Origin of the sequence: Alteromonas sp. KUL150, from assembly GCF_009811475.1 — a bacterium.
In the GTDB taxonomy this organism is placed as follows: domain Bacteria; phylum Pseudomonadota; class Gammaproteobacteria; order Enterobacterales; family Alteromonadaceae; genus Alteromonas; species Alteromonas gracilis.
The window spans coordinates 12799-38743 of record NZ_BLIJ01000003.1 but is presented as its reverse complement, the minus strand read 5'-3'; the positions used below and the strand labels follow the sequence as shown (position 1 = coordinate 38743).

Below are 25945 nucleotides of genomic sequence, written 5' to 3'. Positions count from 1 at the left end.
TAATCTAAGGATAAGTTATGCGTAGCAACGTTTTTTTATCTGTTCTTTTGAGCGCATTAATCGCTGTCTCAACCTTTTCTTTTGCACAAGAAGGCAGTGTACCTGGTTTGCAAGTAAGAAACCTTTTGGTTACCGAAATTGAAGAAGGCGCGGCGATTGAACAAGCTGCGGAAGAAGTAAGCCAAGCAGTGCTGAATGAAAGTATGTTTTTCGATGCTGCAGGTTTATCGTACTTAAGTGAAAATCAAGCAGCCTATCGGTCTCTAGTAGCGCTTTTGAATGACAACGCAACAGGCTTCGAATTAGCGATAGCCGGTTTTGGTGAATTACCTGATCAACCATCACAGGTAGTGACAATTGCTGTCTTAATGTTCCCAGAAGACGCTAATGAAATTTACAACATTGCCCTTCAGATGCAGGTTATCAGCGAAGAGGATGCGCTATTAGCGGTTATCAATGCGGGTGTAGACCCTAGCACATTAACTGCGACGGCGGCCGGCGCGGCTGGCAATACCTTTTCTCCGCTGGGTGTAGGCACTGGTGCTGCTGGTGCAGGTGGCGGCGATACAACTATTTCAGCGAACTAAAGCGGTCTTATTGGTTAAAGCTTTATATCAGCTGGTTGTAAGTGGCTATATTTAACTCTCAGAAAACCGAAAAGTTTCTTTTCGGTTTTCTTTTATTCACCCTGTTTTGGTTGCCTTTATCATTAGGTGCTAACCGCCCTTGGGCGTGGGCATTAATGCAAATGTCGTTTTTCTTTATTGGCGGTGTTTTGTTATTAACCCACGAAGGTCTGCTTTCAAAGCTTTACTCTAAATATAAACCATTAGTTGTGCTTTGGCTGGCTTTTTTAGCTTGGCAGCTTATTAATTTAGTTCCCCTTCCTTTCGCATTAGTAGAAGCTATTCGCCCAGAGCGCGTGCAACTTTTGTTAAACGAAAATATAGAGGGAATGCGAAATATAACGTCACAATGGCTTTCGTTGAGTTTCGATGTAGGGCAAAGTGACGTGACGTTTTTTAAATCCCTTGCCTATTGTTTCTTATTTTTTATTTCATTAGCGCTTATTAATTCCGCGAAACGTTTAAGGTATACCCTTATCGTTATTAGTGGTGCGGGGATATTCCAAGCTATTTATGGTTCGCTAGAAGTGTTATCTGGCTTAAAATATAGTTTGGTCTTTAAGCTGCCTGTGTCTCATATTGCAACAGGTAGTTTTGTTTATAAGAACCATTACGCTAATTTTTTATTACTTTGTTTAAGTGCCGCCATTGGCTATATGATTGCTAGTCTTCGGACGCAAACTAGTTCAAGCAACCGTGAGCGATTACGTAGAATTGTACGTTTTTGGCTAAGTAATAAAGTGCTGTTTCGTATTGGTATCATAATTATGGTTATCGCGTTAGTTATGTCTCGTTCTAGAATGGGTAACAGCGCTTTTTACATTGCTATGACTATTACCGCCACACTAGGATTAATTTACTTTAAGCCGCGCCAAAAAAGCTACGTAGTGCTGTTTATCAGTATGCTGGTTATCGATATTCTTATTGTAAGCAGCCTATTTGGGCTTAAGCAGGTACAGCAACGCATAGAGCAAACCAACTTGACTCAAGAAAGCAGAGATGAAGTCATTACTGATGCCCTGCCCCTTCTTTCTGAATATGGAATTATAGGTACAGGTGGTGGTACCTTTTATACGGTATATCCTCAGTTTCAAAGTGAATCTATTCAACACTTTTACGATCACGCCCATAACGAATACTTGCAGTTTGCCATTGAATTTGGCGTAATCGGCGCAGCACTCTTGGCTGCACTTCTATTGATGTGTGCTAAAAATGCAATGAGCGCTATTCGACATCGACGACATCCGTTACCACGAGGCGTCGCCTTTGCTACAGTTATGGCAGTTATCGGTATGGCCTTACATAGTACAGTGGATTTCCCTCTACAAGCGCCAGCGAATACCGCTATATTTATAGTGCTATTAGCCCTTGGTGCGTTAAGCCGCGATATCCCTATGGGAAGACATAACATGGAAAATAACCAAGTACAGTCTTAACAAGATAAGAGGCCCTGTGTGGTATTTAAGATAAAGCGACCGATAAAAGAAGAACCAAACGTGCAGCACATGCTTGAACGTATGCCAAAAAATGTTGCCGACTCTTTTACCGACGACCAGCTATTTTATTTAAATGCGGCGCTTGCAGGCAGACGCTGGGGCAGCCACAAAGTTGATGTAAGAGGCACTATCGGTTTGTTAAGAAGTAGGTACTACTTTGTATTACTAGCGGGTCGAGATAAGCGCGATCTATCACGTACCGAAAGCCGAATAGGTAAGTTAGTGATGGCAGCGGTTGTTGCTTTGTTCCTGTGCGTTTCATTAGTATTAGGCTTGGTACTGCTGTATATTTTAAAAAGCTGGCTGGGTATAAACCTTTTTGAAGGGTTTTCATTAGGTTTGTGGGATTGGCTAAATGGAAAAAGCTAGCTAATCATAAGTTATGCAGTTGGGAATGCGTTTTCTAACCGGGTAACTGGCGTCGCGCAACCACCTACAAACCGTTTCACTTGCATCGTGCTTTTGTATTGTTTTTAAAACAAAGTCTCTGCTAAGCGGGTTCTGAAGGCCTAAATTTAAATGCTGTTTCAATAACTCTTTAACTGTTACGTAGTGGACAGACCTAGCACTAAACATATCTAAACCGAACTCCACTATGAATTTATGCACTATTGCATCCTGCGGGCCGGCTTGCTTTGCATTTTTTAGATAATGATAAAACTCATTATCTAACTCACCCTGCTGTAGCTTTACAGAAGCCAAGCCAATCCAGCTGCCGCTCCAGGTAGGCCTCAATAATAAGCTTTTTTCATAGCTTAGTGCCGCGTTGTTTAAGTTAGCATTGTTGCGCTGCGTGTCTAATTCAACACTATCTAGTTCTTTACTTCTCTTTTCAACAACGGCTTTCCACTCGAACAACTGCCCCTGTATTTGATAGTAAAGGGCGTTGTTTGGGAAATAATCAATAGCATTCGCAATTTTACCTAATCCGCTATTTATTTTTTGCACTGACGCTTTGTTCGGTGATAGTTGCCATGCCTCTATATCGTTTTTCACGCTGTAATACGCATTACCCGCTATAAAAAGCTGCATACTCCATATAAAACCGAAACCGGCAAGTAGCACCATTATCCACTTAAGTATCAGGCGGTTATTTGTGAAGGCCTTGAGTAAACCGCTAGTCATTAGTCACTTCGTTTTGGTGGCCAACCGACACTATCGCACCAGGTCGTGTTACAAAAGTCTCTTGAGCAAAGTCATCACTAAATGTCGACACGACCTCGTAAGCAGCCTGCATATCGTTAGGTCGGCGTACAAGGTCGTGAGTGTCAGACGCCACTACATGAAATGCTTTGTTTCGCATCATAGATAATGCGAAATCTTCTACCTTGTCACCAAAGCGACCTGTTAACGCCCCTGCAGTAACCTGAAACATACAGCCTTGACGCTGCAGCCAGCTAAATTTGTGCTGCTCGGCTAATAGCTCGCGATTGCGCTCTGGGTGGGCTATAAGTGGCTGAACGTTATTTTTTAAAAGCCATTTTATAAGCACTTCCAAGCCTTGTGGTATATGGCTATGTGGCATCTCAAGTAACAAAATACGCTTGCCGTTATATTCGCCTAGAAATGGAAGCTCCTGTTGTTTATACCAAATAGGAATTAGTTCGTTAACGCGCACTTCCGCTGCGTACGAAAGGGAGAGAGGGATAGACGCATCGGCAATGGCTTTTTGGAATTCGTTAAAAGCGTGCCTAATGGTGTTCAACGTATTGTCGAAGTACCCTTTGTGGATATGAGGGGTACAAACCATATGGCGAACGCCGCTATCTACAGCTTGCTGTGCCATTTGTAAGGAAATGTCTAAAGACCTGGCACCATCGTCGATGCCAGGCAGTATGTGGCTATGTAAGTCTATCAATAAATGCTGTTAGCTGTTTTTATGACTGGTATACCCATATTGATCATAAAACCCAGCGTACCTTTGTGCTGCCCCTGATTTGCGTAAGTCTACTTGATTTAGTACTACACCATCAAGACGATGACCTACTTGTAAGAAGCGAGACAACCCATTGTTGATTAGCTTTTCGCTAGTACTGTCAGCACGCACAACGTAAATAACCGAGTCGCAAGAATTAGCAATAACCATAGAGTCGCTAACCGCTTGAGTAGGTGCGGTATCAATCACTACATACTTATATTGCGTTTTTAGTTGCTCAATAAGTTCGTTGAAACCTTTATCAGACAATAGCTCCTGCGGGTTAGAAGGAATAGTACCCGCAGATAGAATATCGATTTTGGATTCTTCATCTCTTACCAAACACTCATCAAAGGTATGAGACTTCAAAATAAGGTTGGCAACGCCCGGCTGATAGTTCGGAATGTTGAATTGCTTCCCTACACTAGGGCGACGTAAGTCTGCATCGATAAGGATAGTTTTATCCAACTGGCCTAACGCAAACGCCAAGTTAATAGAAACTGTAGTTTTACCTTCTTTAGGTACACTTGAGGTTACCATTATTGCTTGTTGTTCTTTATCTAAATTAAGTAACGACAAGCTGGTTCGTAGTGTACGCACAGACTCGGCAAACTGATGCTTTTTACCGTCGAAAAATGAACGAACAGGCAAGTCGGTCTTTTTCTTATGTGGTAGCCATGGAATAAGCCCCAACATACGTTGACCAAGCTTGCGCTCAACGTCTTCAACTGAGCGAATTCCGCTGTTAAGTGTTTCCATAGCAATCGCGAGAAACACGCCAAAACCAATACTGAATACAAATGCAGCACCAATTAATAACTTTTTGTTAGGTTTCGAAGGTACATATTTTGGCAAGGCTGAATCTAATACACGTGCATTAGCAGATTCAAAACCACCTAACTCGTCAGTTTCTTTTAAACGAGTGAAAAATGAATTATAAAGCTGCTGATTTATATCCACTTCACGCTGAAGGCCTTTACGCTGATTATCAAGTTCTGATAAACCACGGAATTCTGCTTTTGCACGAGAAACTTCTTTTTCGAGCTGAGTTACTCTGTCTTCAGACACTTCATATTGAGTTGTAATACTTGTGATCAAGTCTCGTATTTGGCCATTCAAAGTTTCTCTGATAGAAGATAGCTCTGCATTTGCAGCAATCATTCGCGGATGTTTCGGGCCGTATACGTTACTTAGTTCACTTACACGGGTCATAGCTTTAGCTTCGTCGCGGCGAACGTCTCTTATCGTAGGGTGATTAAGCACTTCGGGTAAACGAGCAATGTCATCTAATGAAACATCGTTTCTAGTTTGTTTGTAAATTACTGCATTTAGCTTGAGTGACGTTTGTGCGTCTAGCAATTGCTTACTTAATTGCTCAAGTTCTTCTGAAGCTAAACCAACAACACCATCTATGTTTACAACTTGGTTTTCTTCGTAGAATTTAGCTAAGTTACGCTCTGCTACATCTAATTTTTGCTTAAGCCCCTCAAGACTTTCCGTAAGAAAAGAGGTTGCTTTTGCAGTCATATCCAGTTTTGCTTGCAGATAATTTTCAATATAAACATCGGCTACCGCGTTAGCTAACTCGGCTGAAAGCGTCGGCGATTCGGTAGTGACAGTAATTCTCATCAACTGCGTATTGTCCACCATCTCAACCGTAAGCGCGCTCATTAACATTGAGGTTGCTTTGCGCTTTTTCGCGGCAAGAATTTGTTCTTCCGTGAGCTCTTTAGGCTCTTCCTGGGGAAGAAACGGCAAGGCTTCAATAAGATTTGCTTTTAAATCGTCAACGAAAGAAGGCTCTTCGTCTTTCGGCATAAATTCTTCGTTGTTGTAAAGTGACAAACTCTCAACAGTTCGTTCGGCAATTTGTCTTGATTGCAAAATCTCAAATTGAGTTTGCATATAGTCTTTACGCTTTGTATCTAAGCCATAGACTTCCTCAATTGAAACAACATTTGCCTTATCTGCCTCTACTAAGATTGTTGTTGTTGAGGTGAACATGGGCGTCATTCGCATAACTAGCAACGCCACTAATATGGTAAAAGCGAGTGCGAGTGAAACGATTCGAAATGCGTAACGCTTAATAATTCCTAAATAGTGAGCAATGTCGATGGTTTCATTTTCAAACACACCTGCATTAAGCTCTTCCCTGCTATTTACTGCCATTTTTATTCCTGCACGCTACGTAATTTAGAAGAAACGTTGATTAATGGTGATAATGTCACCAGGTTGAATCATGTCGCTAACCGTTACCGTGAACTCGTTAGTTCTACCGTCTTTTTCACGGATAATAGTAATCTTGTCGCGCGCTGCGCGCTCGGTGTACCCGCCAGCTAGGGCAGCAGCTTTGTTTACCGAAAGCCCAGGTTGATAGGCATAGCCACCAGGGCGTTTAACTTCGCCGTCTATAAAGAACGGACGATATTCTACAATAGCCACAGATACCGACGGATTAACAAGGTAATCCCCAAGAAGCCCATTGTAGATGAGCTGCTCAACTTCTGCAGCAGTCATACCCACAAGTTTGATTTCACCTAAGAACGGATAGTTAATTGTACCAACGTCAGGTAAGCGTACTTCCATTGACAGGTCATCTTGCCCAAAAACGCTTATCTGAATTCTATCGCCAGAGCCCAGTTGATATTGGCTCATACTTAAATTGCCCTCTTGGGCTACTACAACATTGGAAATAAACAAATAGCAAATAAAGAAGAAGCTTAAAACTACACTATTCTTCACAACGTAACCTCAGCTGAAATTCCTACTAGGTTCCTATCATAACCAATAGATTCTCTATTACTGTCTCTGTCAGCTAACTGATAGAACAAAGAAAACGATAAATAACGGCGAGCTTGATAATTTAAAGATGCTGAATATCTCATTAGTTCGTCGTCTCGATTATCGATGCCCTCATCATCAAGTATATACTCATTTGTCTCACGTGAAATGCTGACAGAAGAAGATAAACGATCAAGCCATTCATGGTTCCAAGACGCTGAGTAATCTCGACCTCGGATGAAGTTACCTTCACCATTTGTCTCGCGAGTATCTGCATTAGTTGATAGCTTAAACGTAGAGTAAGATAAAGGCTGCCACTCAACGCCTACTTCCCAGTCTGTGCCATAAAATGTACTTCTAGTCGCTGCTTCAAAATCCTTTTCTTTATAACCTACTTTCGCAAACCCCGTGGTAGCAGCCGTCGACTCCCATCTTAATCCTAAAAGAACACGAGTCTCATCACTATCGCGAGTTTCTATACCCGTTTGATTATCGTACCTTACATAAGTTTGAGTAACATCTAAAACAGCTGTCGTCGCAGTTCCAATCCGATAGCCTAGCTCTGCACCAATTTGATTTTTAACACGATCTCGAATCAAGTAGGCTTGCTCAGTTCTATCATAATCTAACGTTTCGCGATTAGCTTTTAACGTTATCATGCCGTCTGATGTCACCGCCCCGTACATATATTCGCCACCGAAAGCCGTACTTATATATCTGTCAGGAGTTGTAATAGCAGTGCCAAGCCCTAAAGAGAACCCAGTACCCCGCTCTTCATGTCCATCTTCAAATTGGGCTATAGCGTTAACTCGATGCCTGCTATTCAATTCAAACTGTCCAGATGCTTCTGCAAAGTGATCAGTGTAGTCGTCAGCACTGCTTGAAAAAAACACACCTCGCTCCAGTCGATAACCTATTTGTAGAGGATTGCCATCGACCTCAGTCGCTGCGATGAGTTCTGGTGAAAGTGTAGCGCGCCAACTATATATTTTCGGATCGTTATCTCTCGCGTAAGCAACATTGTCGACATACGCCATCGACGATGAAAATGATGGAATTAAATCGAATTGCCCAGCTTGAATTCGACCGGCCTCCTGTGCATATAGGGTTGGAGTGGCGCAAATTACCGACAGCGCTATAATGCTTTTGGTCCTTTTAATCATGTTTTTCCCTTCCTTCGATGACCTTTCGTACAATGATGCAATGAATTTTGTATATATTCTTTCAAACGCGATAACTCACTGTGTACACATTCTTCTTAAACGTGTCCATCTTTTACAATAAATTGGTGATTATTACCGAAACTGTTAAAAACTGTTTTATCCAGCAATAGGTATGCCGCTTTTAAAAGGTGCGTCTAACGTAAGTAGACTGACATAAAGTAAATCTTGGTAACTCCTGAGAGAACAAGCCCTACACACCACGTTAGATGGCCTTAAATACCATACAATACCTATATATTGTTTCATCAATGTGTCTACTAATTAAACTATGATGTGTGCAATCGCATTTGAGACAATATTGAAAGCGTTAGGTTAACATTCTACTCGTTTTGCACCAAATTAGTACGAAATAAATTAGATTTTGTAATAAAATTACAATGTGCAGAGAATATTGTTATCATGCACCGAAATACCATTAATCTAGACACAGTCAAAAAGTCACCAGAACTTTTAATTCTAATCTGGAATAACTTTTTAGAGAATTTTTGGGCACCAATTTTGCTTACGCATTATAGTTAGAAATTGTCTTTACTGTTTTCTATACATAAGGCTTGGCTTTTTCATATAGCCAGCTGCATTCGCTTCAGACATCACTTTCATCTAGAGATTACCTAAATGGACAATAGAGTAGAATCTAACAAAGTACTTAAGGCTCATCCGGTAGAACCCAATACCAATGGCGGATTAGTTGTACGTAACCAAAGTGGTTTCTCAACCATATACAGGTTAATTGACCTTTCATTGGTCACTATCCTTTATTATTCGTGTGCTGCCTATTATGGTACACAGATTGACACCACAAGCCTCATCCTTCTATTTGTTAACGTTATATGCTTCCAGATTTCTGCAGAAGGTGTGGAGCTTTACCGTTCATGGCGTGGTCACGGAACACAAGAAATGCTGCGCGCAGCCGCGATAACGTGGGCACTGAGTATTTTAGGCACAATGACCATGGGCTATTTTTTCGTTCAAGAAATTCAGACTCCACCACCAGCCATACTCCTTTGGTTTGCGTCTTCGTTCGTTATTCTTATTATGTGGCGATTTGTGATGCGTAAGTTTCTTTTTCGCATTCGTAAAAGTGGTTTGAACTCACGTCGCTCTATTATTATTGGCGCTACTCAACTAGGTGCGAATGTCGCACTTCAAATACAGCAAAATGAACATTTAGGTATTAAATTCAACGGTCTATTTGATGACCGTGAGCCAGAGCGCCTGCCACACGAAATGCAAGGAGCGGTTTTAGGCAATATTGAAGCAGCGATAGAAATGGCAAAGCGTAACGAAGTTGATTATATCTATATTGCGCTACCAATGAGTGCAGAAAACAGAATCCGCACGATTTTAGAGCAATGTAGTGATACTACGGCAAACGTTTATGTTATTCCAAACTTCTTCATGTACAACTTACTAAATGCTCGCTGGCAAACGGTAGGCAACGTGCAAGCACTAAGTGTATACGATACACCATTCCAAGGCGCAAGTGATGTTTTAAAGCGACTTGAAGATATTGTGTTAAGCTCTTTGATATTAATCATGATATCTGTGCCCATGCTTTGTATTGCAGCAGCGGTGAAGTTAACGTCTAAGGGCCCTGCAATATTTAAGCAAAAGCGTTACGGCTTAGATGGTAAACAAATTACTGTTTATAAATTCCGGTCTATGACGACGCAGGACAATGGCGCGGTTGTTAAACAAGCCACAAAAAACGACGCGCGTTTAACGAAGATTGGTGGATTTTTAAGAAGAACGTCTTTGGATGAACTTCCACAGTTCATTAATGTTCTACAAGGTCGCATGTCCATTGTTGGCCCTAGGCCTCACGCTGTGGCGCACAACGAGGAATACCGCAAGATTATTACTGGTTACATGCTACGCCACAAGGTTAAGCCAGGAATTACAGGTTGGGCACAAGTGAATGGCCTACGTGGTGAAACTGAGACGACTAATAAAATGGTACAGCGCGTAGAATATGACCTAGATTACATACACCGCTGGTCTATTTGGTTTGATATCAAAATTGTATTTATGACCGTTTTCAATGGCTTTATTAATAAGAACGCCTATTGATAAGGTTCACTAAAGTTTTACAAAAGCGGCAATTTGCCGCTTTTTTTATATTCGTAAATAAGATGATGCAGTACACCGAGCATCCAGTGGATTGTGGTATCTGGCAGTGCCAACGTCACTATTGACGATAATACCCAGCTAGTTACAGAAAACGAATCTATCTATATCCCAATTGGTGCTGTACATGCTCTAGAAAACCCCGGAAAAATCCCTCTAGAGCTTATAGAGGTGCAATCAGGCGCTTATCTAGGCGAAGATGATATAGTTAGGTTTTCAGACCGCTATGGACGTGTAGAGAAGAAATAAGAGAGAGCGCTTTACGCTAACGTGATAAATATAAGCAGAGCTTTGGCTCTGCTTTTTTGTGCTTGAGGATAAAAAGGCTCTATTACCTACAACAATTGAAACTACAGTAACGGGTTGTCCACCCGAGATAAGAAAATCTCTTAACGGGCCTGGCTTCGATTTTCGGAAAACCCACTATTGGTGAGGTTAGTTGTTGGCTTATCCGTATCGGTCACTGCGATTTACTTTTTCGCTATGATTCTACACTTAGAGCTTATTCGCATTTTCCTTCACATAGAATCCTATATAGAAATTTTGCTATACTGCGCCGCTCAAATTCTCAACCTAAAAAGTCACAAAATTGCGCTTATTCATTTCCCTAATTCGTAACGCACTTGGCGGTGTTATCGCCTTACTTGATATAATAACTCGTGGCAGAAAACTTAAACGGTTGCCACAAGAACAACAGCAAGTCGAAAACGCCGTACAAGAATTAACACTTTATCAATTTTTTGCTTGCCCTTTTTGTATTAAAACACGCCGCGCTATATATAAAATGAATCTACCTATTCGCAAATGCAGCGTATCGAATGGGTCCCCGTATCGTGATGAATTGGCGCAAGGCGGAGGAAAAGTGAAAGCCCCTTGCCTACGCATAAAAACTCCTGAAAAGGATATTTGGTTGTACGAGTCTTCAGAAATTATTAAATATTTGCAGCAACGCTTTCAGTAAGTTGTTTATATTCGCCGATTGAGGGAATAGAAGATTGGCGACAAGGTAAATTTGCTTTAAAGTGAGTGTTTTATCTAAACCCCAAAAACGAAAAAAGGCGAGCATCCTGCTCGCCTTTTTCCGAAAGAACTTAAACTTAATTAGTTAATAATTAAGCTAATGCGCCTTTAGCCGCTTCGACTAGTGCGCTGAAAGCTGCTTTGTCATGTACTGCGATGTCGGCAAGGATCTTACGATCGATTTCAACAGACGCTTTCTTCAAACCGTTAATGAAACGGCTGTATGACATACCATTTTGACGAGCAGCAGCATTGATACGTGCAATCCATAGTTGACGGAATTGACGCTTGCGCTGACGACGGTCACGGTAAGCATATTGACCAGCTTTAGTTACAGCTTGTACCGCTACGCGATATACACGTGAACGTGCACCGTAATAACCTTTTGCCTGCTTGAGGACTTTTTTGTGACGAGCACGTGCGATAGTGCCGCGTTTAACTCTAGCCATTAATCAGTCTCCTAAGTCTTATACGTAAGGCAACATGCGCTGAACCAATTTGGTATCAGAGTCATGAACCAGTTTTTTGCCACGAAGGTGACGTTTACGCTTAGAGCTCTTCTTAGTCAGAATGTGACGTAAGTGAGACTGTTTGCTTTTAAAGCGGCCAGAACCCGTTTTCTTAAAACGCTTGGCGGCACCGCTTACAGTTTTCATTTTAGGCATTGCTAAAACTCCGCATTGTTAATATCGGTATTTATTGTGTTGCAGTCACGTCATACCGGTTAATGTTTAGCAGCAAGGTGTTTAAGGGTGCAGATTCCTTAAAACTTTAGACCGTTACTACTTCTTATTTGGGGCTAGTACCATGATCATCTGACGGCCTTCCACACGACGTGGGAAAGACTCGCATGTAGCGACTTCTTCTAAATCCGTTTTAACGCGGTTTAGTAAGTCGATACCGATGTCTTGGTGCGCCATTTCACGTCCGCGGAAACGGATCGTAACTTTGGCTTTATCACCACCTTCAAGAAAGCGACGCAGGTTGCGCAGTTTGACCTGGTAATCGCCTTCATCAGTGCCAGGGCGAAATTTAATCTCCTTGACCTGAATTTGCTTCTGTTTTTTCTTCTGCTCTTTTTGAGCTTTACTTTTTTCGAAGAGGAATTTGCCATAGTCCATAACTTTACAGACTGGCGGCTCGGCATTCGGACTGATTTCTACTAGATCTAGGCTCGCTTCTTCAGCGGCACGCGTAGCATCTGCTAGCGAAACCACACCAACCTGTTCACCGTCTTTGCCAATTAATCTTACTTCTCTGGCTTTAATCTCATCGTTAATGCGGGCTTTGTCGCCCTGAGCCTTATTGTTAGCGCCTTTAATGTGCTATTCCTCCAAACATTTAATTCTTCTGTCTGCTTTTGGGTGATTCTTAAGAATCGGAAAGTAAAACCAAAAGCAGACACCGTGTTGTGCATTATACACAAAATGCTCAACTATTTAATTGTCTTTTCTACAACTTCTTGTTGAGCCATGGCAATAAAGTCTTCCAGGCGCATTTTGCCTAGGTCGTCGCCGCGGCGAGAGCGTACTGCTACTTCACCCGCTTCCATTTCTTTATCGCCTACCACTAGCATATATGGAATACGCTTCAATGTGTGCTCGCGGATTTTAAAGCCGATCTTCTCATTTCGCAAGTCAGACTTTGCTCTAAACCCTAAATCATGCAGTTTTTTTACACAATCTGATGCATATTCAGCTTGTTTGTCGGTAATGTTCATTACCACAACTTGTTGAGGTGCCAACCACAGTGGGAAGAAGCCTGCGAATTCTTCGGTTAAAATGCCGATAAAACGCTCTAGTGAACCCAAAATAGCACGGTGAATCATTACCGGCACTTTGCGCTCGCCATCTTCAGCAACATAGGTAGAGCCTAAGCGACCCGGCATTGAAAAATCAAGCTGTACGGTACCGCACTGCCATGCACGGTCTAAACAATCGTGCAGTGTAAATTCAATTTTAGGGCCGTAGAACGCACCTTCACCTGGTTGATAATCGAACTCGATATTGTTGGCTTTAAGTGCATCCGCTAGCGCAGCTTCTGATTTATCCCATATCTCGTCAGCACCTACACGCTTTTCTGGGCGAGTTGATAATTTAACTTTGATATTTTCAAAACCAAACGCAGCGTATGTCTCATACACCATTTTAATACAGCCACTTACCTCATCTAGGATCTGTTCTTCTGTACAAAAAATATGAGCATCATCTTGGGTAAAGCCACGAACACGCATAAGACCGTGAAGTGCACCTGATGGTTCATTTCGGTGGCAGCAACCAAACTCAGCCATACGAAGCGGTAAGTCGCGGTACGATTTCAAACCTTGGTTGAAAATTTGTACATGACCCGGGCAGTTCATTGGCTTAATGGCATATTCACGCTTTTCAGATTCAGTTGTGAACATGTTCTCAGCGTACTTATCCCAGTGACCTGATTTTTCCCAAAGCGAACGGTCCATCATTAATGGGCCCTTTACTTCGTCGTAGCCGTATTCGCGTAGTTTTTTACGCACGTAACTTTCTAGTTCTGTGTAAATCGACCAACCATCGTTGTGCCAGAACACCATGCCAGGGGCTTCTTCTTGCCAATGGAAAAGGTTAAGTGCTTTACCAATTTTACGGTGGTCGCGCTTTTCCGCTTCTTCTAAGCGCTGTAGGTAAGATTTAAGCTGCTTTTTATCAGCCCAAGCCGTACCGTAGATACGCTGTAGCATTTTATTGTCGCTGTCGCCACGCCAGTAAGCGCCTGCCACTTTCATTAGTTTGAAGTGGTGACAGAACTTCATGTTCGGCACGTGCGGGCCACGACACATATCTGTATATTCTTCGTGGTGATAAAGTGCTGGGCGGTCGTCCTTGCTGATGTTTTCATCAAGAATTTCCATTTTGTAGCTTTCACCGCGCGCTTCAAACGCATCGCGGGCTTCTTGCCAACTTACTTTGTTTTTAACCACGTCGTAATTGGTTTTAGCCAATTCAAGCATACGCTTTTCTAATTTGGCTATATCTTCCTGGGTCAGGCTTTCTTCCATATCAACGTCGTAATAGAAACCGTTGTCGATAACTGGGCCGATAGCCATTTTGGTGTTAGGCCAAAGTTGTTTGATAGCGTGGCCTAACAAGTGCGCACAGCTGTGACGAAGAATTTCTAAACCTTCATCATCTTTTGCAGTGATAATTTGAAGCTGCGCATCTGCGTCAATCATATCGACGGCGTCGACTAACTCGCCGTTTACTTTTCCTGCAATGGTTGCTTTGGCTAAACCAGGGCCAATATCGTTTGCAACATCTAGTACAGAAACAGCGTTATCGAAAGCGCGTTGGCTTCCATCAGGAAGGGTAATTACAGGCATTTTAATTCCTTTACAGTGGTGACGCCTACTCTGCGCCACATGCATCTTTTTGAAAAATTTAAGCGTGCGCAATGGCACCCGTACATTGCTCTTTGTAAAAGCAAGGGGTGGATTATAACTAGTGTAGGTTCAACTTCAATATTCAAAAGCCGTTCTTGACCAAATAATGGTAGTTCGGGCTTTAAATTAATTATTTTGAATTAGGATTTATGCATTTATCGTTTTCTTATCCCATACTTCACGTAAATGCGATAGGTCTTCATGAGGCTGTTCTTATTCGATGATTTTTTAGTTGTCGATTGTACAAGCCTCGCAGTGGAACCTATAGTGAGATCGACGTCACAGCGCATGAAAAATAAGGTTAGTGAAATCGGCTATAGTGAAACCGGATTAAGTAACAAGGTCAACTTTTTTCAAAACATAGCGTACAGAGCGTTTATATGTGGCATTTTATTAGCGAGCATATTTCAGACGAGACTCAGCAGTTTTTTAGCTGCCAGAAAGCCGAACGGGTAAGCGGCGGCGATACTCACGACAGTTTTATTATTAAAGACAGTACGCATCGCTATTTCGTTAAAACAAGACGCTACGACGATACGCAGCAACTGTTCCTTGAAGCTGAGGGGCTTAAAGCAATAGCAAGCTCACAAACTATTGCTACCCCACGTGTTATTTGCCACGGCATAACCAAAAACGAAACGCCCAACATGGAGTATTTGGTCCTTTCTCATATTCGATTTATTGAACCAAGCACCGAGAGCTACTTCAACCTTGGGCAGCAATTAGCGTCGCTGCACGCCCTTAATGCGTATACTAGTTATGGCTGGCCTCACGATAACTATATTGGTGCTAACGTTCAAACTAACGGTCGAATGGCGTCTTGGGCTGACTTTTTCGCCGAAAAGCGTATTGGAAGTATGCTGGAGCGCCTGGCTACGGCTGGGCTTTGGGATAAAAAAGAGGGCAATATCGACGATATTGTTACTTATGTACGAAACCTCCTTAGCCTACATCAACCCCACCCGTCACTATTACATGGCGACTTATGGGCTGGAAATGCTGGCTTTAATAACAAAGGGCCTGTCTTGTTTGACCCAGCGGTATATGTAGGTGATGGCGAGACAGATTTAGCTATGGCAGAGCTGTTCGGAGGTTTTCCCCAACCTTTCTTTGATGGCTACCATACACACACACCTATCGAAAAAAATTACCAATTAAGAAAACCAATCTACCAGCTTTACCATATTTTAAATCACGGGTTATTATTCGGCGCGCATTACATAGCACAAGCAAAACAGCTTTTAGATGATATCTACAGGTCCTAACGACGCTAGAACCGCCGAACGCGAATTTAAAATAGAGAGCACTTAAATTATGACAGACTCAGGCCCTGTTGCACTGATTACCGGGGCGGCTAAGCGTATTGGTGCAGCCATGGCAACGCGTTTACACAGCGAAGGCTTTCGCGTAATTATTCATTATGGTCACTCAAAAGACGATGCACACACCCTTGCACAAAAACTCAATAACATCCGCCCCGAGTCTGCTACCTGCTTGCAAGCTAACTTGTGCGATAGCGAAGATGTGGAAGCCCTTAGCGAAAATGCAGTAAACGTATGGGGGCAACTGGATGTACTTGTTAACAATGCGTCGAGTTTTTACCCTACTCCAATTGGCAGCATTTCAGAGGAAGACTGGTTGTCTTTAGTAGGAAGTAATGTGAAAGGGCCTTTGTTCTTATCTCAAGCGTTAGCCCCTGCGCTTAGAAAAGCGAAAGGCTGCATCGTTAATATGGTAGACATGCACATTGACCGCCCATTACCCAAACACAGCGTTTACTTGCTGGCAAAGTCGGGGCTTGCCTCGCTCACACAGTCACTAGCCATAGATTTAGCCCCCGATATTCGGGTAAATGGTATAGGCCCTGGCGCAATACTCTGGCCAGAAAGAGAAATGGAAGACGATGAAAAAGACAAACTATTGTCGAGTATTCCCTTAGGAGAGCTAGGTAAACCTGAGGATATTGCTAAAACGCTTTCATTTTTAATATCGGCGTCTTATGTCACCGGTCAGATTATTTTTGTAGATGGTGGACGAAGCCTATACACAGGAGCATCGGCATGAAAAAGCCTGCACGTAACGCAGTAATACGCTGCGGTGCGGTTACTATTGCTGCGCTGTCACTGGTAGGCTGCTTTGGCAGTACTACCGTAAAACACAGCTTAGACGACTATGCTGAACGCCTTTCTCGGGTACTCGACATGCCTCTTCCAACGCTATTTGAGAAAGGTATTGTAAAGCCATTACCTAAATTAACTGACTCAGCTACCCTTAAACACAATATTGAAGGTATAAGTATAAACCTGCGGGAATTCTATGCGCTGCAAGATTGTGAGTTAGGAACGGTGGTGGCTGAACGCAATACATCGTTAGGCAAAAGTCAGCTACCTTCACAACGGTTGGTTCATGAAAGCAAATTGCTTACTGTGTTGAGAGACTGTGAAGCAGCATTGAAGGAAACACAGAACAATGCCACCAGTAAACTCGCCAATACAATAGCCTCTTGGCGCGAACAAAAAACGTTAGATTACGGCAAAACATGGGGAAATCTTATTCAGGGAAGCCAAGAATTGCGCCTGGCGCTAAATACACCTGAACGCTTGCTGTCCATTGAAAACAACAAAGACGCGTTATCAAGCATAAATGCGCTCTTTTACCTGAATACATTAAACAGTGCAGAAACTCTTGAGAACCCTGTAGATAGCACTGAACTGGAAGAGCAATTACAAATTATACGCAGTGCGCGTTTGCCAGCCACACTGTGGCAAACGCAGCAAACGCTAACTGATGCATTGTCTGAACTTACCCCTGTATTGACCACAAAGCTTGCCGAAGTAAGCTGCCCTAACGGCAGAGCCAGCGACCAGGCTGAAATACTGCGTAATGTGTTTTATCTCTTTTTTATCGAACAAATACAGCCCGTAGGCAGCTTGGTTAATCAATATCACTACAAGCTAATGTCTTTGTGGGATGCGTGGATTGACGACCCTTCGCTACATAGCGACCTTAAAGAATACATAGAGTCCGAAGCAAAAGAAGGCTTTGAACAATACAGCCAGGCAATGCAAGCACATGTGAACCTGTGGCAACAGTTTTTGGGCCGCTGTAACTTATCGCCTGTTGCCCCTAGCTGATACAAATAGACGCTACGTTGCACAAAAAACATTAAAGAAAACAGTGGAAGGCTGCTCACGAACGCGCCCAGAAAAGCGCATCGCCAAGTTAAAGTGACAGTTAAAGCGGCAGGTACACCTACAGAATTAAAAAGCCGCTGTGAAAGCGGCTAAAGAATATTCTCTCCTGCCTCGGGATCTCTTGAGTTTCGTGCCTGCTCTCTTATTTCATGCGCGTCAGACGTTACGTCATCTTCACCCTGCTGAGCCTTAACCAGATTTTTAGCCGCGCTTGACGTTGCGTGCTGCGTATCTTTGCTCTTGGTGTGAACATCGGCGTTAATTGCATTTACCGCAACGGCATCGTCTGCCTTATCGTCTGCCTTATCGTCAATGTTCTCGTCTTTGTGGCCGTCTCCGCTATTGCCTTTCCGCTTTTCAATCTCGTCTTTCGGCTGGCCGTAAGTATCATTCTGTGATGTGAATTGAGACGCTGGCTTTTCTGTTCTCTCATTTTTTTCGTTAATGCCTTCGATTCTAGCTGTATTGGCACCTTTCACGGTTAACCCCTGTGGAAATATAATTTCCCGCGCATCGTCAGGCATGCTAATACCGGCTTCAAGAAAGGCTAGCGTAATGTTCCGCATTAGCACCGATGACATTTTGACCACACTGGTTTTCTCTACATCCACCCAAAAGTAAACTTTCAAATTGTAAGTGGATGAGCCTAGCTCATCGATAAGTATTTGTGGTTCAGGGTCGCGAAGTACGTTTTCCTGCCCTATTGTGATTTCACGTGCCATTTGTTGAGCATGCTGGATGTCTGCATCATAGCCAACGCCCACAACGAATTGCCCCCGCATAAGCGGGTTAGCGGTAAGATTTTTGATAACGCCTTTGTAAATAGTCGCGTTAGGGATTTGAATATGATTGCCATCGAAATCTACCAGCGTTGTGGCTCTGGCGGTAACCTTTTGAACAATGCCGGTAAAGTCATTAACCTGAACAATATCGCCAATTTTGAAAGGGCGTTGAATAGTAAGCAGCAAACTAGAAATAAAGTTTTCAGCAATATCTCTAAACGCAAAGCCTAGTATAAGGCCAACAACCCCAGTTCCACTTACCACTGCAATAGCAAACCCAGTAAGCCCTGCTAGAAACAAAAACAAATAGATGCCAAGCAAAATGAGTACTAAGCTTACGCTTCGCTGAATAACTGATCGCAGCAGTGGTGACGTTGTTGTGCGGGTTAGAGGCTTAACCAGAACCTTGGCAACATAGGGTGCCAGCAATATAAACACCAACATGACTACCACACCGAGAGCTAGACCGGGTAAACGATAGACAAAGTTATTCCAGAGCTCAGCAAGTAAAGATTGGGCGTTAGATAAACTTGTTACACCGCCGCCTTCAGTACTTTGCATGAAGGTAGAGAAAGGTGGAAGCCACTGAATCGATGATATTGTTGATAACATAACCTAGTTCCTTGGTACAATGTTTTGTGCATTTGCGCGTTGTTCTAGCTTCTAATTAAACCAAGTCGGACCTAGCCCGGTCAGACACAGCCCGCCGCGTCTATTAAAGCAGTGTAAACAGGTATTCTCAGCGCAATTACAGAAGAGTTTGTAAAACGTTTTACGCTGCTATAACGAGATAAGATCCCAGTCCTATCGTGAAAAGAAAACTTCCCCAGATAGCATGCTCAATAACCACCACTGGCGTTGAGTTTGTATGCATGTAGCGATAGCCGAATATCGCGCCGCCTATCCAAGACACCACTACGGCAACCCAGTTTCCATAAACCAAGTGAGCTAATCCAAATAGAAACGTACTTAACGCCCATCTCGCATATTTAGACGGCAAAATGCGCTTATAGCGATGAAAGAAAAACGTTCTAAATATAATTTCTTGGGGAATAACCGAAACTATCGGGTAAATGAGCAGCGTTGCTACCCACATCCAAGGCTGATTCATAGGCCAATGCAAAAACAACTCTGGTTTTAAAAAGTAAACCACTAGCGCAAGCAAGCTCGCCCACGGTAAAAATAGCCGTAGCGTGCTTTTCAAATGAATTTTATAGTCGTCCCAATGCCATAATTTAATGCGCTTAAATTGTTTATCCGCTAACAAAATGGTCAAACAACAAAGCCCCATAATGCCCAAAATTGGCATGAGGTAGTCTGCAAAATGTTTAATCCAATACAGCACGGCAAAGGGAACCGCCACAAATAGCAAGATCAATTCAGACCAAAGCTTTGCCACAACACACCCCTTCTAAAAACGCTAGCCGTACGCACCCTGTTAGCCTATTAACAGGCAAGTGCGAAACAACAAATTAATTACCAACTGATGACAGTTTTATGAATATTATCTGTATATGAAATTGTAGTGCCAAAATGGCAGGTACAGTGAATTAATTGATTGCAACTTTAGCCTATATGCCAAAGCTGATAAGTAAGCACCTAATTTCCAATAATTTTTACTTTAGCTTTGCCTTGAATAGCAGTTAACTAACGACGAGAATAAGTGAAAAATCACGATGTAAATCTATGAATAAAGGCTAGCCAGACTTCTAAACTCAGGTAGTGTTTGTACAACGCACAGAAGTCGTGAAATAATTGCACAAGATGTATAAGGCGAAACCAATGACAAAAAGCAGCCCTAGCGACGTTCTAAAACAGATTGAAAAACATTACGCATCACTCTCTCCTTCAGGCCAATCGATCGCGCATTATATTCAGCAAAATCCTATTGCGGTGCTTAGCCAATCCATATCACTTATTGCGGAAAAAACAGGTACATCAAAGGCAACGGTAAGTCGCTTTTTTCGACAGCTAGGTTTCGACTCTCATCAGCAGGCAAAAGATGCACTGGTGCAGCTAAGGGAACAAGGCGTTCCGGTAGTTAGCCCTTCAAGTGGTGTATTGCAGCACGAGAGCGACAGCAAAAATCTGGCGAACACGTTTGAAGGCACGTCACCCGCTGCATTAAACGAAATAGCAGAAATACTTGCTACCGCCCAACAAGTCACATTAATAGGGTTTCGAAACGCCTATCCTATTGCCCTTCATTTCAGACAACAGCTAAAACAAATTCGTACGTCGGTTCGCGTGTTGCCTCAGCCTGGGCAAACGTTGAGTGAAGATATTATCGACTTAACTGAAAATGACGTTGTGGTTTTATTTGGGTTTCGCCGTAGGACGCGCCAGTTTAAATATGTTCTAAATAGTATTAAACATTGCAAGACGGTACTTATTACCGACCCAACGGGGCAAGGCTACCGGCAAGATGTTGATCACCTGCTGATAACCCATATTGGCGGAGACTCACCTTTTGACAGCTACGCGGCGCCTATGAGCCTTGTAGCCTCGCTGTGTAACTTAACTTACGAAGTGTTAGGTAGTGCAGCTGCAAACCGAGTGGATGCCATTACCGACATTTATATACAAATGGATGAATTAGAGAACCCTAAGCGCTGACACTTCCATTCGTACGCTTTTTAAGCAATACTACCAAATCCCCTAGCAGGTATTTTTTATTTTTCAAGCGAAGAAGGAACTTTTTAGCTAAAAAATAGGTATAAGTGAAATTAACGTTAATTTTGCTGCTTTGGACGTGTTGTTGGAGTAGATATGGATAAAACACAAGTGGTCATGGAAGAAGCTAACGGTGTGTTAGATTTTTGGTTCGGGGAACTTTCGCCCGAACAATGGTTTGAAGAAGACGCGGCGGTTGATAAAACCATCACGTCTCGATTTTCTAAACTGCGTTTAGCTGCATTAAACGGCGAACTATGGCCTTGGCGTGCCACCCCCATTGGTCGCCTTGCAGAAATCCTACTTCTTGATCAATTTTCCCGAAATATATTTCGGGGTCATGCCGATGCCTACAGCGCCGACAACATTGCTTTAGTATTAGCACAAGAAGCGGTAAGCGTTGAGGCCGATAAAGTGCTTACCCCACAGCAACGCACATTTTTGTATATGCCCTTTATGCACAGCGAGTCCCTCGCTATTCATGATGTAGCCCTTGAACTATTTTCACAGGAAGGGCTAGAGCAAGCCTTCGAATTTGAACAGCGACACCAAAACGTGATAGAGCGGTTTGGTCGATATCCGCATCGAAACAAGGTGTTAGGTCGTGAATCAACCCAAGAAGAAGTTGCCTTTCTAAAAAATACCCCTAAAGGATTTTAAGGGTTAGTGCTGCTCTTTCGAAGCGCCCTGCTCGTAAGCCGCTTTTTTCCATTTTCCACCATTCATCACATTTTTACTCCAGCGCCTGTTAAAAAGTAACAAACGTTTCCACTTGACTTTTTAATGAAACATATGTTTCATAGAAAGACAAATAAAAGTAAAAAATGATGTTAAGAACACGCTGTGAGCTCACCTTTTGTAATCAAGCCCTGTGACAAACGATATGAGCAGGCAATTAAATCTTTAGAAACCTCGTCTTGTAAGAACAGCAGTAATGCCAAAAACGTTGCAACAGACGATGCTTTACTTAGCGGCCTGGGCCTGGCGGTAAAAGACTTGTTTCATGTGAGAGGTTTGCCAACGGCAGCAGGTAACCCAGACTGGGAAGCCACTCATCTGGTACCAGAAACTACCAATTGCTGTGTAGCAAATATGCTTAATGCAGGTGCCACGTTTAAAGGCAAAACTATTACCGACGAGCTAGCCTACAGTTTACATGGTCAAAACAAGCATTATGCTTCGCTAGTAAACCCGACTGCACCGGCGCATATTCCGGGCGGCTCTTCATCTGGCTCTGCGGTGGCGGTTAGCGCTCACCTTGCAGACATCGGCCTTGGAACCGATACGGGTGGCTCCATTCGCGTTCCATCAAGTTATCAAGGTCTATGGGGGCTTAGAACTACTCATGGGCTCATACCTTGCGACAACATGGTCGCGCTTGCACCATCATTCGACACAATCGGGTGGATGACAAGAGACCTTGATACGCTGCAAAAAGTCGCTGAGGTATGCATAGCCGGTGCGTCTGCAACTGGTGTATCTCTAAATAACGAAGAGCAGGCAGCAATTGGTGATGACCCCTATTTTGGGGTAGCTACTCATTTATTTGAGAACGCGGCCCATGGGGCACTGTGTAAAACATGGTTACGTAAGCTTGGAAAAAGCAACAAGCACGTGGCGTTATCTGCCGATCAGTTAGACCTTCAATTATTACAAACCGCTGCAACTTTTCGCACATTACAAGGTGCAGAAATTTGGCAGCAGCACGGCGAATGGATTGAGACAACTCAACCCGATATTGCCGACGATATTATGTTGCGCTTGAATTGGTGTAAAACCATAACAACACATGATGTACAACAAGCCAAAGCGCAGCAAGAAGTGGTGATTAACCAGCTAAATATGCTCTTCGAGCATATAGATGTATTGGTAATTCCCACAACACCAGGCGTTGCACCTCGATGCGACGCCGATGAAATGACATTGGCAAATGATAGGAACGCGCTTCTTGCGCTTACCGCAGTAGCGGGGCTTGCTGGGCTACCCCAGCTTCATTTGCCTTTATTTACCCTACATAACGCTCCATGCGGTTTATCGCTTGTGGGCAAAAAAGGCAACGATCTTGCACTTCTCGCGTTAGCCAAAAAGCTGACCACTGGCTAAACGTGTATCGCACACGCTTACTGGGCTTTCTCGCTAATTTAGAAAGCAAAAAGAAGAATATTATGCAGTGTTTATAACAAGTTGACTGCCGTTGCTAAATTTTCGAAGGATATAACAATGAGTGAAAAACCAAACATCGCGTTTACCGCCCCACACTATGCCGCATCTCAAGTGGGATTAAATATATTAGAAAAAGGCGGTACAGCAATTGAAGCAATGGTAGCTGCTGCGGCGTCTATCGCCGTTGAATACCCTCACATGAATGGGATGGGTGGCGATGGCTTTTGGCTTATTAGCGAGCCAGGCAAGCCCCCCGTTGGCATTGATGCGTCAGGCGTTGCTGCGAAAGGTGCAACCCCTTCGTTTTACGAGGGTCTAGATGCAATTCCTAGCAGAGGCGGTAAGTCTGCGCTTACTATGGCCGGTGCAGTAGCCGGCTGGAAAAAAGCCCTTGAGATAAGCCACGAATGGCAAAGTGGAATGCCGCTGAGCACATTGTTTGATACCGCTATAAGCCAAGCCAATTGGGGAATAGAAGTTACACAAAGTTTGGTTGATGCCAGTAACAAAACTTTCGATGAGTTGAGTCTTGATGAAAATTTTGCGCAGTTTTTGATAAAAGGCAAAGCCCTTAAAAAAGGGAAGATACTTAAGCTGACTAAACTTTCTGAAACCTTAGCGCATTTAGCCGAAAAGGGCTTAGATGATTTTTATCACGGTGAACTTGCAGCACAACTTGCTGAAGACTTAGAAGCCGCTGGCTCCCCTATTCGCCTTGAAGACTTTAAAGATTACGAAGCAAAAATTGTTGAACCCTTATCGGTATCGACCAGCAAGGGTAAGCTATATAACTTGCCAGCGCCTACCCAGGGTGTGGCCTCATTAATTATTTTAGCCCTCTACGACAAAGTTCAACATCTTGGCAGTACCGATGCAGATATGGTGCATTTACTCATTGAGTGCACCAAGCAAGCCTTCATTGCACGTAACGCAAATGTGACTGACCCATCGCGTACGCCTGTAGATTTACAAAGCCTATTGAGTGACGACGCACTGGAGGTGATGGCAAAGCGTATCTCATTGCATAAAGCGTTGCCATGGCCTCATGAGGCAAAACACGGCGACACAATATGGATGGGATGCTGTGATTCGCAAGGGCGAATGGTGAGCTACATTCAATCGCTTTATTGGGAGTTTGGTTCAGGCGTGGTCAGCCCGCAAACCGGCATTGTGTGGAACAACCGCGGCACCTCTTTCTCACTTGATCCTTCTAGTAATCAGTACCTAGCGCCGGGGTTAAAACCGTTTCATACATTGAACCCAGCATTCGCTGAACTCATAGATGGTCGCCGAATGAGCTACGGCACTATGGGTGGTGAAGGACAGCCACAAACTCAAGCCGCCTTGTTTGCTCGCCACATCTATCATGGGCAGCCTATCGCCAAGGCGATTTCATTAGGCCGTTGGCTGCTTGGTAGAACTTGGGGCGATCAAAGTCACAACTTAAAAGCAGAAAGAGATCTTGTTGAATACGTAGGTGAAAGCCTGGTCGCTCGGGGCCATGACATGGTGACGGTAGACCCATGCAACGAGCTAATGGGTCACGCGGGCGCGATTATTCGCGACACTGAAGGCACGGTGACCGGAGCCAGCGACCCACGTAGCGACGGTAAAGCTTATTTAGGACATCGCTAGCACACCTTACTTTTGCCCAAGAGCTTAAGTAACAACTATCAGTTAATCATTTAATCGAGAAATAAATTACATGCAGTTTTTAATGGATAACCTTACGGTTATATTGTCTTTAATAGGTACTGGCATATTTGCGGGTTTGTTAGCGGGTATGCTCGGTGTAGGTGGCGGCATCGTTATTGTGCCGGTGCTGTTCTTTTTGTTCCAAGCTTTGGGGGTATCCCCCGAGAGCGCAATGGTTGTAGCAACAGCAACATCGCTAGCGACTATTGTGCCTACCTCAGTAAGCTCTATTCGCGCCCACCACGCAAAAGGTAATGTTGATTTCGAATTACTTAAGGCTTGGGCCATATTTATACTTATCGGCGTTCTGGCAGGAAGTTATTTAGTAACCGTAGTTAACCCTACGTTTCTCACTTTACTGTTCGGAGTAATTGCAACGCTTTCAGCAATCAACATGCTTATTGGTAAAAAAGACGCGCTGTTTCAGGGCCTTCCCGGACGCGCCGGGCAATCAATTATGGCCAGCTGTATTGGCTTGTTTAGCGCTATGGTAGGTATTGGTGGTGGCACACTTACTGTTCCTACTCTGACTTTTTGTAACTATCCCGCTCACAAAGCAGTGGGTACAGCAGCGGCAGTAGGCTTAATTATCTCCCTTCCTGCAGCGCTAACCTTACTTTTTGTTGGTGCAACTCCTGCAGATGCGCCTTATGCCACCTTCGGTTATGTAAACTTGTTAGGTTTTGCCTGCATTGTGCCACTAACCGTGCTGTTTGCTCCGGTAGGCGCAAGCATTGCCAACAAGCTAGATGCGGGGCTACTTAAGAAAATCTTCGCCGTTGTTCTAATCATTACAGGCTTGCGCATGTTAGCGCAAGTGCTTATCTAGGAGTGCTCT

At 43.4% G+C, this 25945-nt stretch carries 24 protein-coding genes and 1 pseudogene; 14 read left to right on the top strand and 11 right to left on the bottom strand.

Annotated elements, in window-relative coordinates:
- Nucleotides 1-17 precede the first annotated feature (17 nt).
- The 3 genes from GVO62_RS00535 to GVO62_RS00525 are packed head-to-tail and all read left to right on the top strand — an operon-like array spanning nucleotide 18 to nucleotide 2491.
- Entirely contained in the window at nucleotides 18-587 is a 570-nt protein-coding gene (locus tag GVO62_RS00535) for a hypothetical protein (protein ID WP_159117284.1), read from the top strand.
- A 47-nt stretch (nucleotides 588-634) separates the two neighbouring features.
- Nucleotides 635-2062: an O-antigen ligase family protein gene (locus GVO62_RS00530; protein ID WP_159117336.1), complete on the top strand. Its 1428-nt coding sequence runs from the start codon at nucleotides 635-637 to the stop codon at nucleotides 2060-2062.
- 18 nt (nucleotides 2063-2080) lie between these two features.
- Complete coding sequence (locus GVO62_RS00525; RefSeq protein ID WP_159117283.1) at nucleotides 2081-2491, top strand: 3-phosphoshikimate 1-carboxyvinyltransferase; 411 nt, start codon at nucleotides 2081-2083, stop codon at nucleotides 2489-2491.
- Here GVO62_RS00525 and GVO62_RS00520 read toward each other — a convergent pair whose 3' ends face one another.
- The 5 genes from GVO62_RS00520 to GVO62_RS00500 all read right to left on the bottom strand — a co-directional run bounded on the left by GVO62_RS00520 (nucleotide 2492) and on the right by GVO62_RS00500 (nucleotide 7981).
- Complete coding sequence (locus tag GVO62_RS00520) at nucleotides 2492-3247, bottom strand: VpsP family polysaccharide biosynthesis protein (protein WP_159117282.1); 756 nt, start codon at nucleotides 3245-3247, stop codon at nucleotides 2492-2494.
- Nucleotides 3240-3980, bottom strand: a complete 741-nt coding sequence (locus GVO62_RS00515) for a tyrosine-protein phosphatase (RefSeq protein WP_159117281.1) — start codon at nucleotides 3978-3980, stop codon at nucleotides 3240-3242. The genes GVO62_RS00520 and GVO62_RS00515 overlap by 8 nt, the downstream gene beginning before the upstream one ends.
- A gap of 9 nt (nucleotides 3981-3989) precedes the next feature.
- Nucleotides 3990-6206 carry a GumC family protein gene (locus GVO62_RS00510; protein WP_105930959.1) on the bottom strand — a complete coding sequence of 739 codons (2217 nt, stop codon included), beginning with the start codon at nucleotides 6204-6206 and terminating at the stop codon, nucleotides 3990-3992.
- 24 nt (nucleotides 6207-6230) lie between these two features.
- Nucleotides 6231-6692: a polysaccharide biosynthesis/export family protein gene (locus GVO62_RS00505; RefSeq protein ID WP_159117335.1), complete on the bottom strand. Its 462-nt coding sequence runs from the start codon at nucleotides 6690-6692 to the stop codon at nucleotides 6231-6233.
- An 83-nt stretch (nucleotides 6693-6775) separates the two neighbouring features.
- Complete coding sequence (locus GVO62_RS00500) at nucleotides 6776-7981, bottom strand: outer membrane beta-barrel protein (RefSeq protein WP_159117280.1); 1206 nt, start codon at nucleotides 7979-7981, stop codon at nucleotides 6776-6778.
- Nucleotides 7982-8656: 675 nt separating this feature from the next.
- On the opposite strand from GVO62_RS00500, the gene GVO62_RS00495 reads away from it, so the two are divergent.
- The 3 genes and pseudogenes from GVO62_RS00495 (at nucleotide 8657) to GVO62_RS00485 (ending at nucleotide 11129) form a co-directional block, all read left to right on the top strand.
- Nucleotides 8657-10111 (top strand): undecaprenyl-phosphate glucose phosphotransferase, encoded by a 1455-nt coding sequence (locus GVO62_RS00495; protein WP_159117279.1) that lies wholly within the window; start codon nucleotides 8657-8659, stop codon nucleotides 10109-10111.
- Nucleotides 10112-10198: 87 nt separating this feature from the next.
- Nucleotides 10199-10417 (top strand): annotated as a pseudogene (locus GVO62_RS00490) (cupin domain-containing protein); the annotation flags it as partial.
- A gap of 340 nt (nucleotides 10418-10757) precedes the next feature.
- Nucleotides 10758-11129 carry a glutathione S-transferase N-terminal domain-containing protein gene (locus GVO62_RS00485; protein WP_159117277.1) on the top strand — a complete coding sequence of 124 codons (372 nt, stop codon included), beginning with the start codon at nucleotides 10758-10760 and terminating at the stop codon, nucleotides 11127-11129.
- Between the two features lie 151 nt (nucleotides 11130-11280).
- On the opposite strand, the gene rplT is transcribed toward GVO62_RS00485, so the two are convergent.
- The 4 genes from rplT to thrS all read right to left on the bottom strand — a co-directional run bounded on the left by rplT (nucleotide 11281) and on the right by thrS (nucleotide 14540).
- Complete coding sequence (gene rplT / locus GVO62_RS00480) at nucleotides 11281-11637, bottom strand: 50S ribosomal protein L20 (protein ID WP_012518092.1); 357 nt, start codon at nucleotides 11635-11637, stop codon at nucleotides 11281-11283.
- A gap of 18 nt (nucleotides 11638-11655) precedes the next feature.
- Entirely contained in the window at nucleotides 11656-11853 is a 198-nt protein-coding gene (gene rpmI / locus GVO62_RS00475; protein WP_012518091.1) for a 50S ribosomal protein L35, read from the bottom strand.
- 117 nt (nucleotides 11854-11970) lie between these two features.
- Nucleotides 11971-12510 (bottom strand): translation initiation factor IF-3, encoded by a 540-nt coding sequence (gene infC / locus GVO62_RS00470; protein WP_105930956.1) that lies wholly within the window; start codon nucleotides 12508-12510, stop codon nucleotides 11971-11973.
- A 113-nt stretch (nucleotides 12511-12623) separates the two neighbouring features.
- Nucleotides 12624-14540, bottom strand: coding sequence for a threonine--tRNA ligase (gene thrS, locus GVO62_RS00465; protein ID WP_159117276.1), 1917 nt, complete (start codon nucleotides 14538-14540; stop codon nucleotides 12624-12626).
- Between the two features lie 440 nt (nucleotides 14541-14980).
- Between thrS and GVO62_RS00460 the strand changes: the two genes are divergently transcribed.
- The 3 genes from GVO62_RS00460 to GVO62_RS00450 are packed head-to-tail and all read left to right on the top strand — an operon-like array spanning nucleotide 14981 to nucleotide 17734.
- The gene (locus tag GVO62_RS00460) at nucleotides 14981-15865 is read left to right on the top strand and encodes a fructosamine kinase family protein (protein WP_159117275.1); all 885 of its coding nucleotides are present in this window, start codon (nucleotides 14981-14983) and stop codon (nucleotides 15863-15865) included.
- Between the two features lie 49 nt (nucleotides 15866-15914).
- Nucleotides 15915-16664: a pteridine reductase gene (locus GVO62_RS00455; RefSeq protein WP_159117274.1), complete on the top strand. Its 750-nt coding sequence runs from the start codon at nucleotides 15915-15917 to the stop codon at nucleotides 16662-16664.
- Nucleotides 16661-17734, top strand: a complete 1074-nt coding sequence (locus GVO62_RS00450; protein WP_159117273.1) for a DUF3080 family protein — start codon at nucleotides 16661-16663, stop codon at nucleotides 17732-17734. The genes GVO62_RS00455 and GVO62_RS00450 overlap by 4 nt, the downstream gene beginning before the upstream one ends.
- A gap of 149 nt (nucleotides 17735-17883) precedes the next feature.
- Here the strand turns inward: GVO62_RS00450 and GVO62_RS00445 are convergent, their stop codons facing one another.
- Together GVO62_RS00445 and GVO62_RS00440 are read right to left on the bottom strand one after the other, a co-directional pair.
- Nucleotides 17884-19188 (bottom strand): mechanosensitive ion channel family protein, encoded by a 1305-nt coding sequence (locus GVO62_RS00445; protein ID WP_236547020.1) that lies wholly within the window; start codon nucleotides 19186-19188, stop codon nucleotides 17884-17886.
- A gap of 160 nt (nucleotides 19189-19348) precedes the next feature.
- A complete protein-coding gene (locus tag GVO62_RS00440) occupies nucleotides 19349-19975 on the bottom strand; it encodes a CPBP family intramembrane glutamic endopeptidase (protein WP_159117272.1) in 627 nt (208 codons plus the stop codon).
- 383 nt (nucleotides 19976-20358) lie between these two features.
- Between GVO62_RS00440 and GVO62_RS00435 the strand changes: the two genes are divergently transcribed.
- From GVO62_RS00435 to GVO62_RS00415, 5 genes are all read left to right on the top strand, one after another.
- On the top strand, nucleotides 20359-21192 hold the full coding sequence (locus GVO62_RS00435; protein WP_159117271.1) for a MurR/RpiR family transcriptional regulator: 834 nt from the start codon (nucleotides 20359-20361) through the stop codon (nucleotides 21190-21192).
- Nucleotides 21193-21345: 153 nt separating this feature from the next.
- Nucleotides 21346-21909 carry a DUF924 family protein gene (locus GVO62_RS00430; protein ID WP_159117270.1) on the top strand — a complete coding sequence of 188 codons (564 nt, stop codon included), beginning with the start codon at nucleotides 21346-21348 and terminating at the stop codon, nucleotides 21907-21909.
- Between the two features lie 183 nt (nucleotides 21910-22092).
- Nucleotides 22093-23352, top strand: coding sequence for an amidase (locus GVO62_RS00425; RefSeq protein WP_159117269.1), 1260 nt, complete (start codon nucleotides 22093-22095; stop codon nucleotides 23350-23352).
- Between the two features lie 117 nt (nucleotides 23353-23469).
- A complete protein-coding gene (locus tag GVO62_RS00420; protein WP_159117268.1) occupies nucleotides 23470-25047 on the top strand; it encodes a gamma-glutamyltransferase family protein in 1578 nt (525 codons plus the stop codon).
- A 70-nt stretch (nucleotides 25048-25117) separates the two neighbouring features.
- Entirely contained in the window at nucleotides 25118-25936 is an 819-nt protein-coding gene (locus GVO62_RS00415; RefSeq protein ID WP_159117267.1) for a sulfite exporter TauE/SafE family protein, read from the top strand.
- Nucleotides 25937-25945 lie beyond the last annotated feature (9 nt).

Bases quoted from the DNA above. Each gene is read 5' to 3' on its own strand.
- GVO62_RS00495 (WP_159117279.1), top strand. From the start codon at position 8,657: ATGGACAATAGAGTAGAATCTAACAAAGTACTTAAGGCTCATCCGGTA.
- GVO62_RS00450 (WP_159117273.1), top strand. From the start codon at position 16,661: ATGAAAAAGCCTGCACGTAACGCAGTAATACGCTGCGGTGCGGTTACT.
- GVO62_RS00510 (WP_105930959.1), bottom strand. From the start codon at position 6,206: ATGGCAGTAAATAGCAGGGAAGAGCTTAATGCAGGTGTGTTTGAAAAT.
- GVO62_RS00505 (WP_159117335.1), bottom strand. From the start codon at position 6,692: ATGAGCCAATATCAACTGGGCTCTGGCGATAGAATTCAGATAAGCGTT.
- GVO62_RS00520 (WP_159117282.1), bottom strand. From the start codon at position 3,247: ATGACTAGCGGTTTACTCAAGGCCTTCACAAATAACCGCCTGATACTT.
- GVO62_RS00445 (WP_236547020.1), bottom strand. From the start codon at position 19,188: ATGTTATCAACAATATCATCGATTCAGTGGCTTCCACCTTTCTCTACC.
- thrS (WP_159117276.1), bottom strand. From the start codon at position 14,540: ATGCCTGTAATTACCCTTCCTGATGGAAGCCAACGCGCTTTCGATAAC.
- GVO62_RS00500 (WP_159117280.1), bottom strand. From the start codon at position 7,981: ATGATTAAAAGGACCAAAAGCATTATAGCGCTGTCGGTAATTTGCGCC.
- GVO62_RS00430 (WP_159117270.1), top strand. From the start codon at position 21,346: ATGGATAAAACACAAGTGGTCATGGAAGAAGCTAACGGTGTGTTAGAT.
- GVO62_RS00455 (WP_159117274.1), top strand. From the start codon at position 15,915: ATGACAGACTCAGGCCCTGTTGCACTGATTACCGGGGCGGCTAAGCGT.
- GVO62_RS00535 (WP_159117284.1), top strand. From the start codon at position 18: ATGCGTAGCAACGTTTTTTTATCTGTTCTTTTGAGCGCATTAATCGCT.
- rpmI (WP_012518091.1), bottom strand. From the start codon at position 11,853: ATGCCTAAAATGAAAACTGTAAGCGGTGCCGCCAAGCGTTTTAAGAAA.
- GVO62_RS00460 (WP_159117275.1), top strand. From the start codon at position 14,981: ATGTGGCATTTTATTAGCGAGCATATTTCAGACGAGACTCAGCAGTTT.
- GVO62_RS00415 (WP_159117267.1), top strand. From the start codon at position 25,118: ATGCAGTTTTTAATGGATAACCTTACGGTTATATTGTCTTTAATAGGT.
- GVO62_RS00435 (WP_159117271.1), top strand. From the start codon at position 20,359: ATGACAAAAAGCAGCCCTAGCGACGTTCTAAAACAGATTGAAAAACAT.
- GVO62_RS00420 (WP_159117268.1), top strand. From the start codon at position 23,470: ATGAGTGAAAAACCAAACATCGCGTTTACCGCCCCACACTATGCCGCA.
- rplT (WP_012518092.1), bottom strand. From the start codon at position 11,637: ATGGCTAGAGTTAAACGCGGCACTATCGCACGTGCTCGTCACAAAAAA.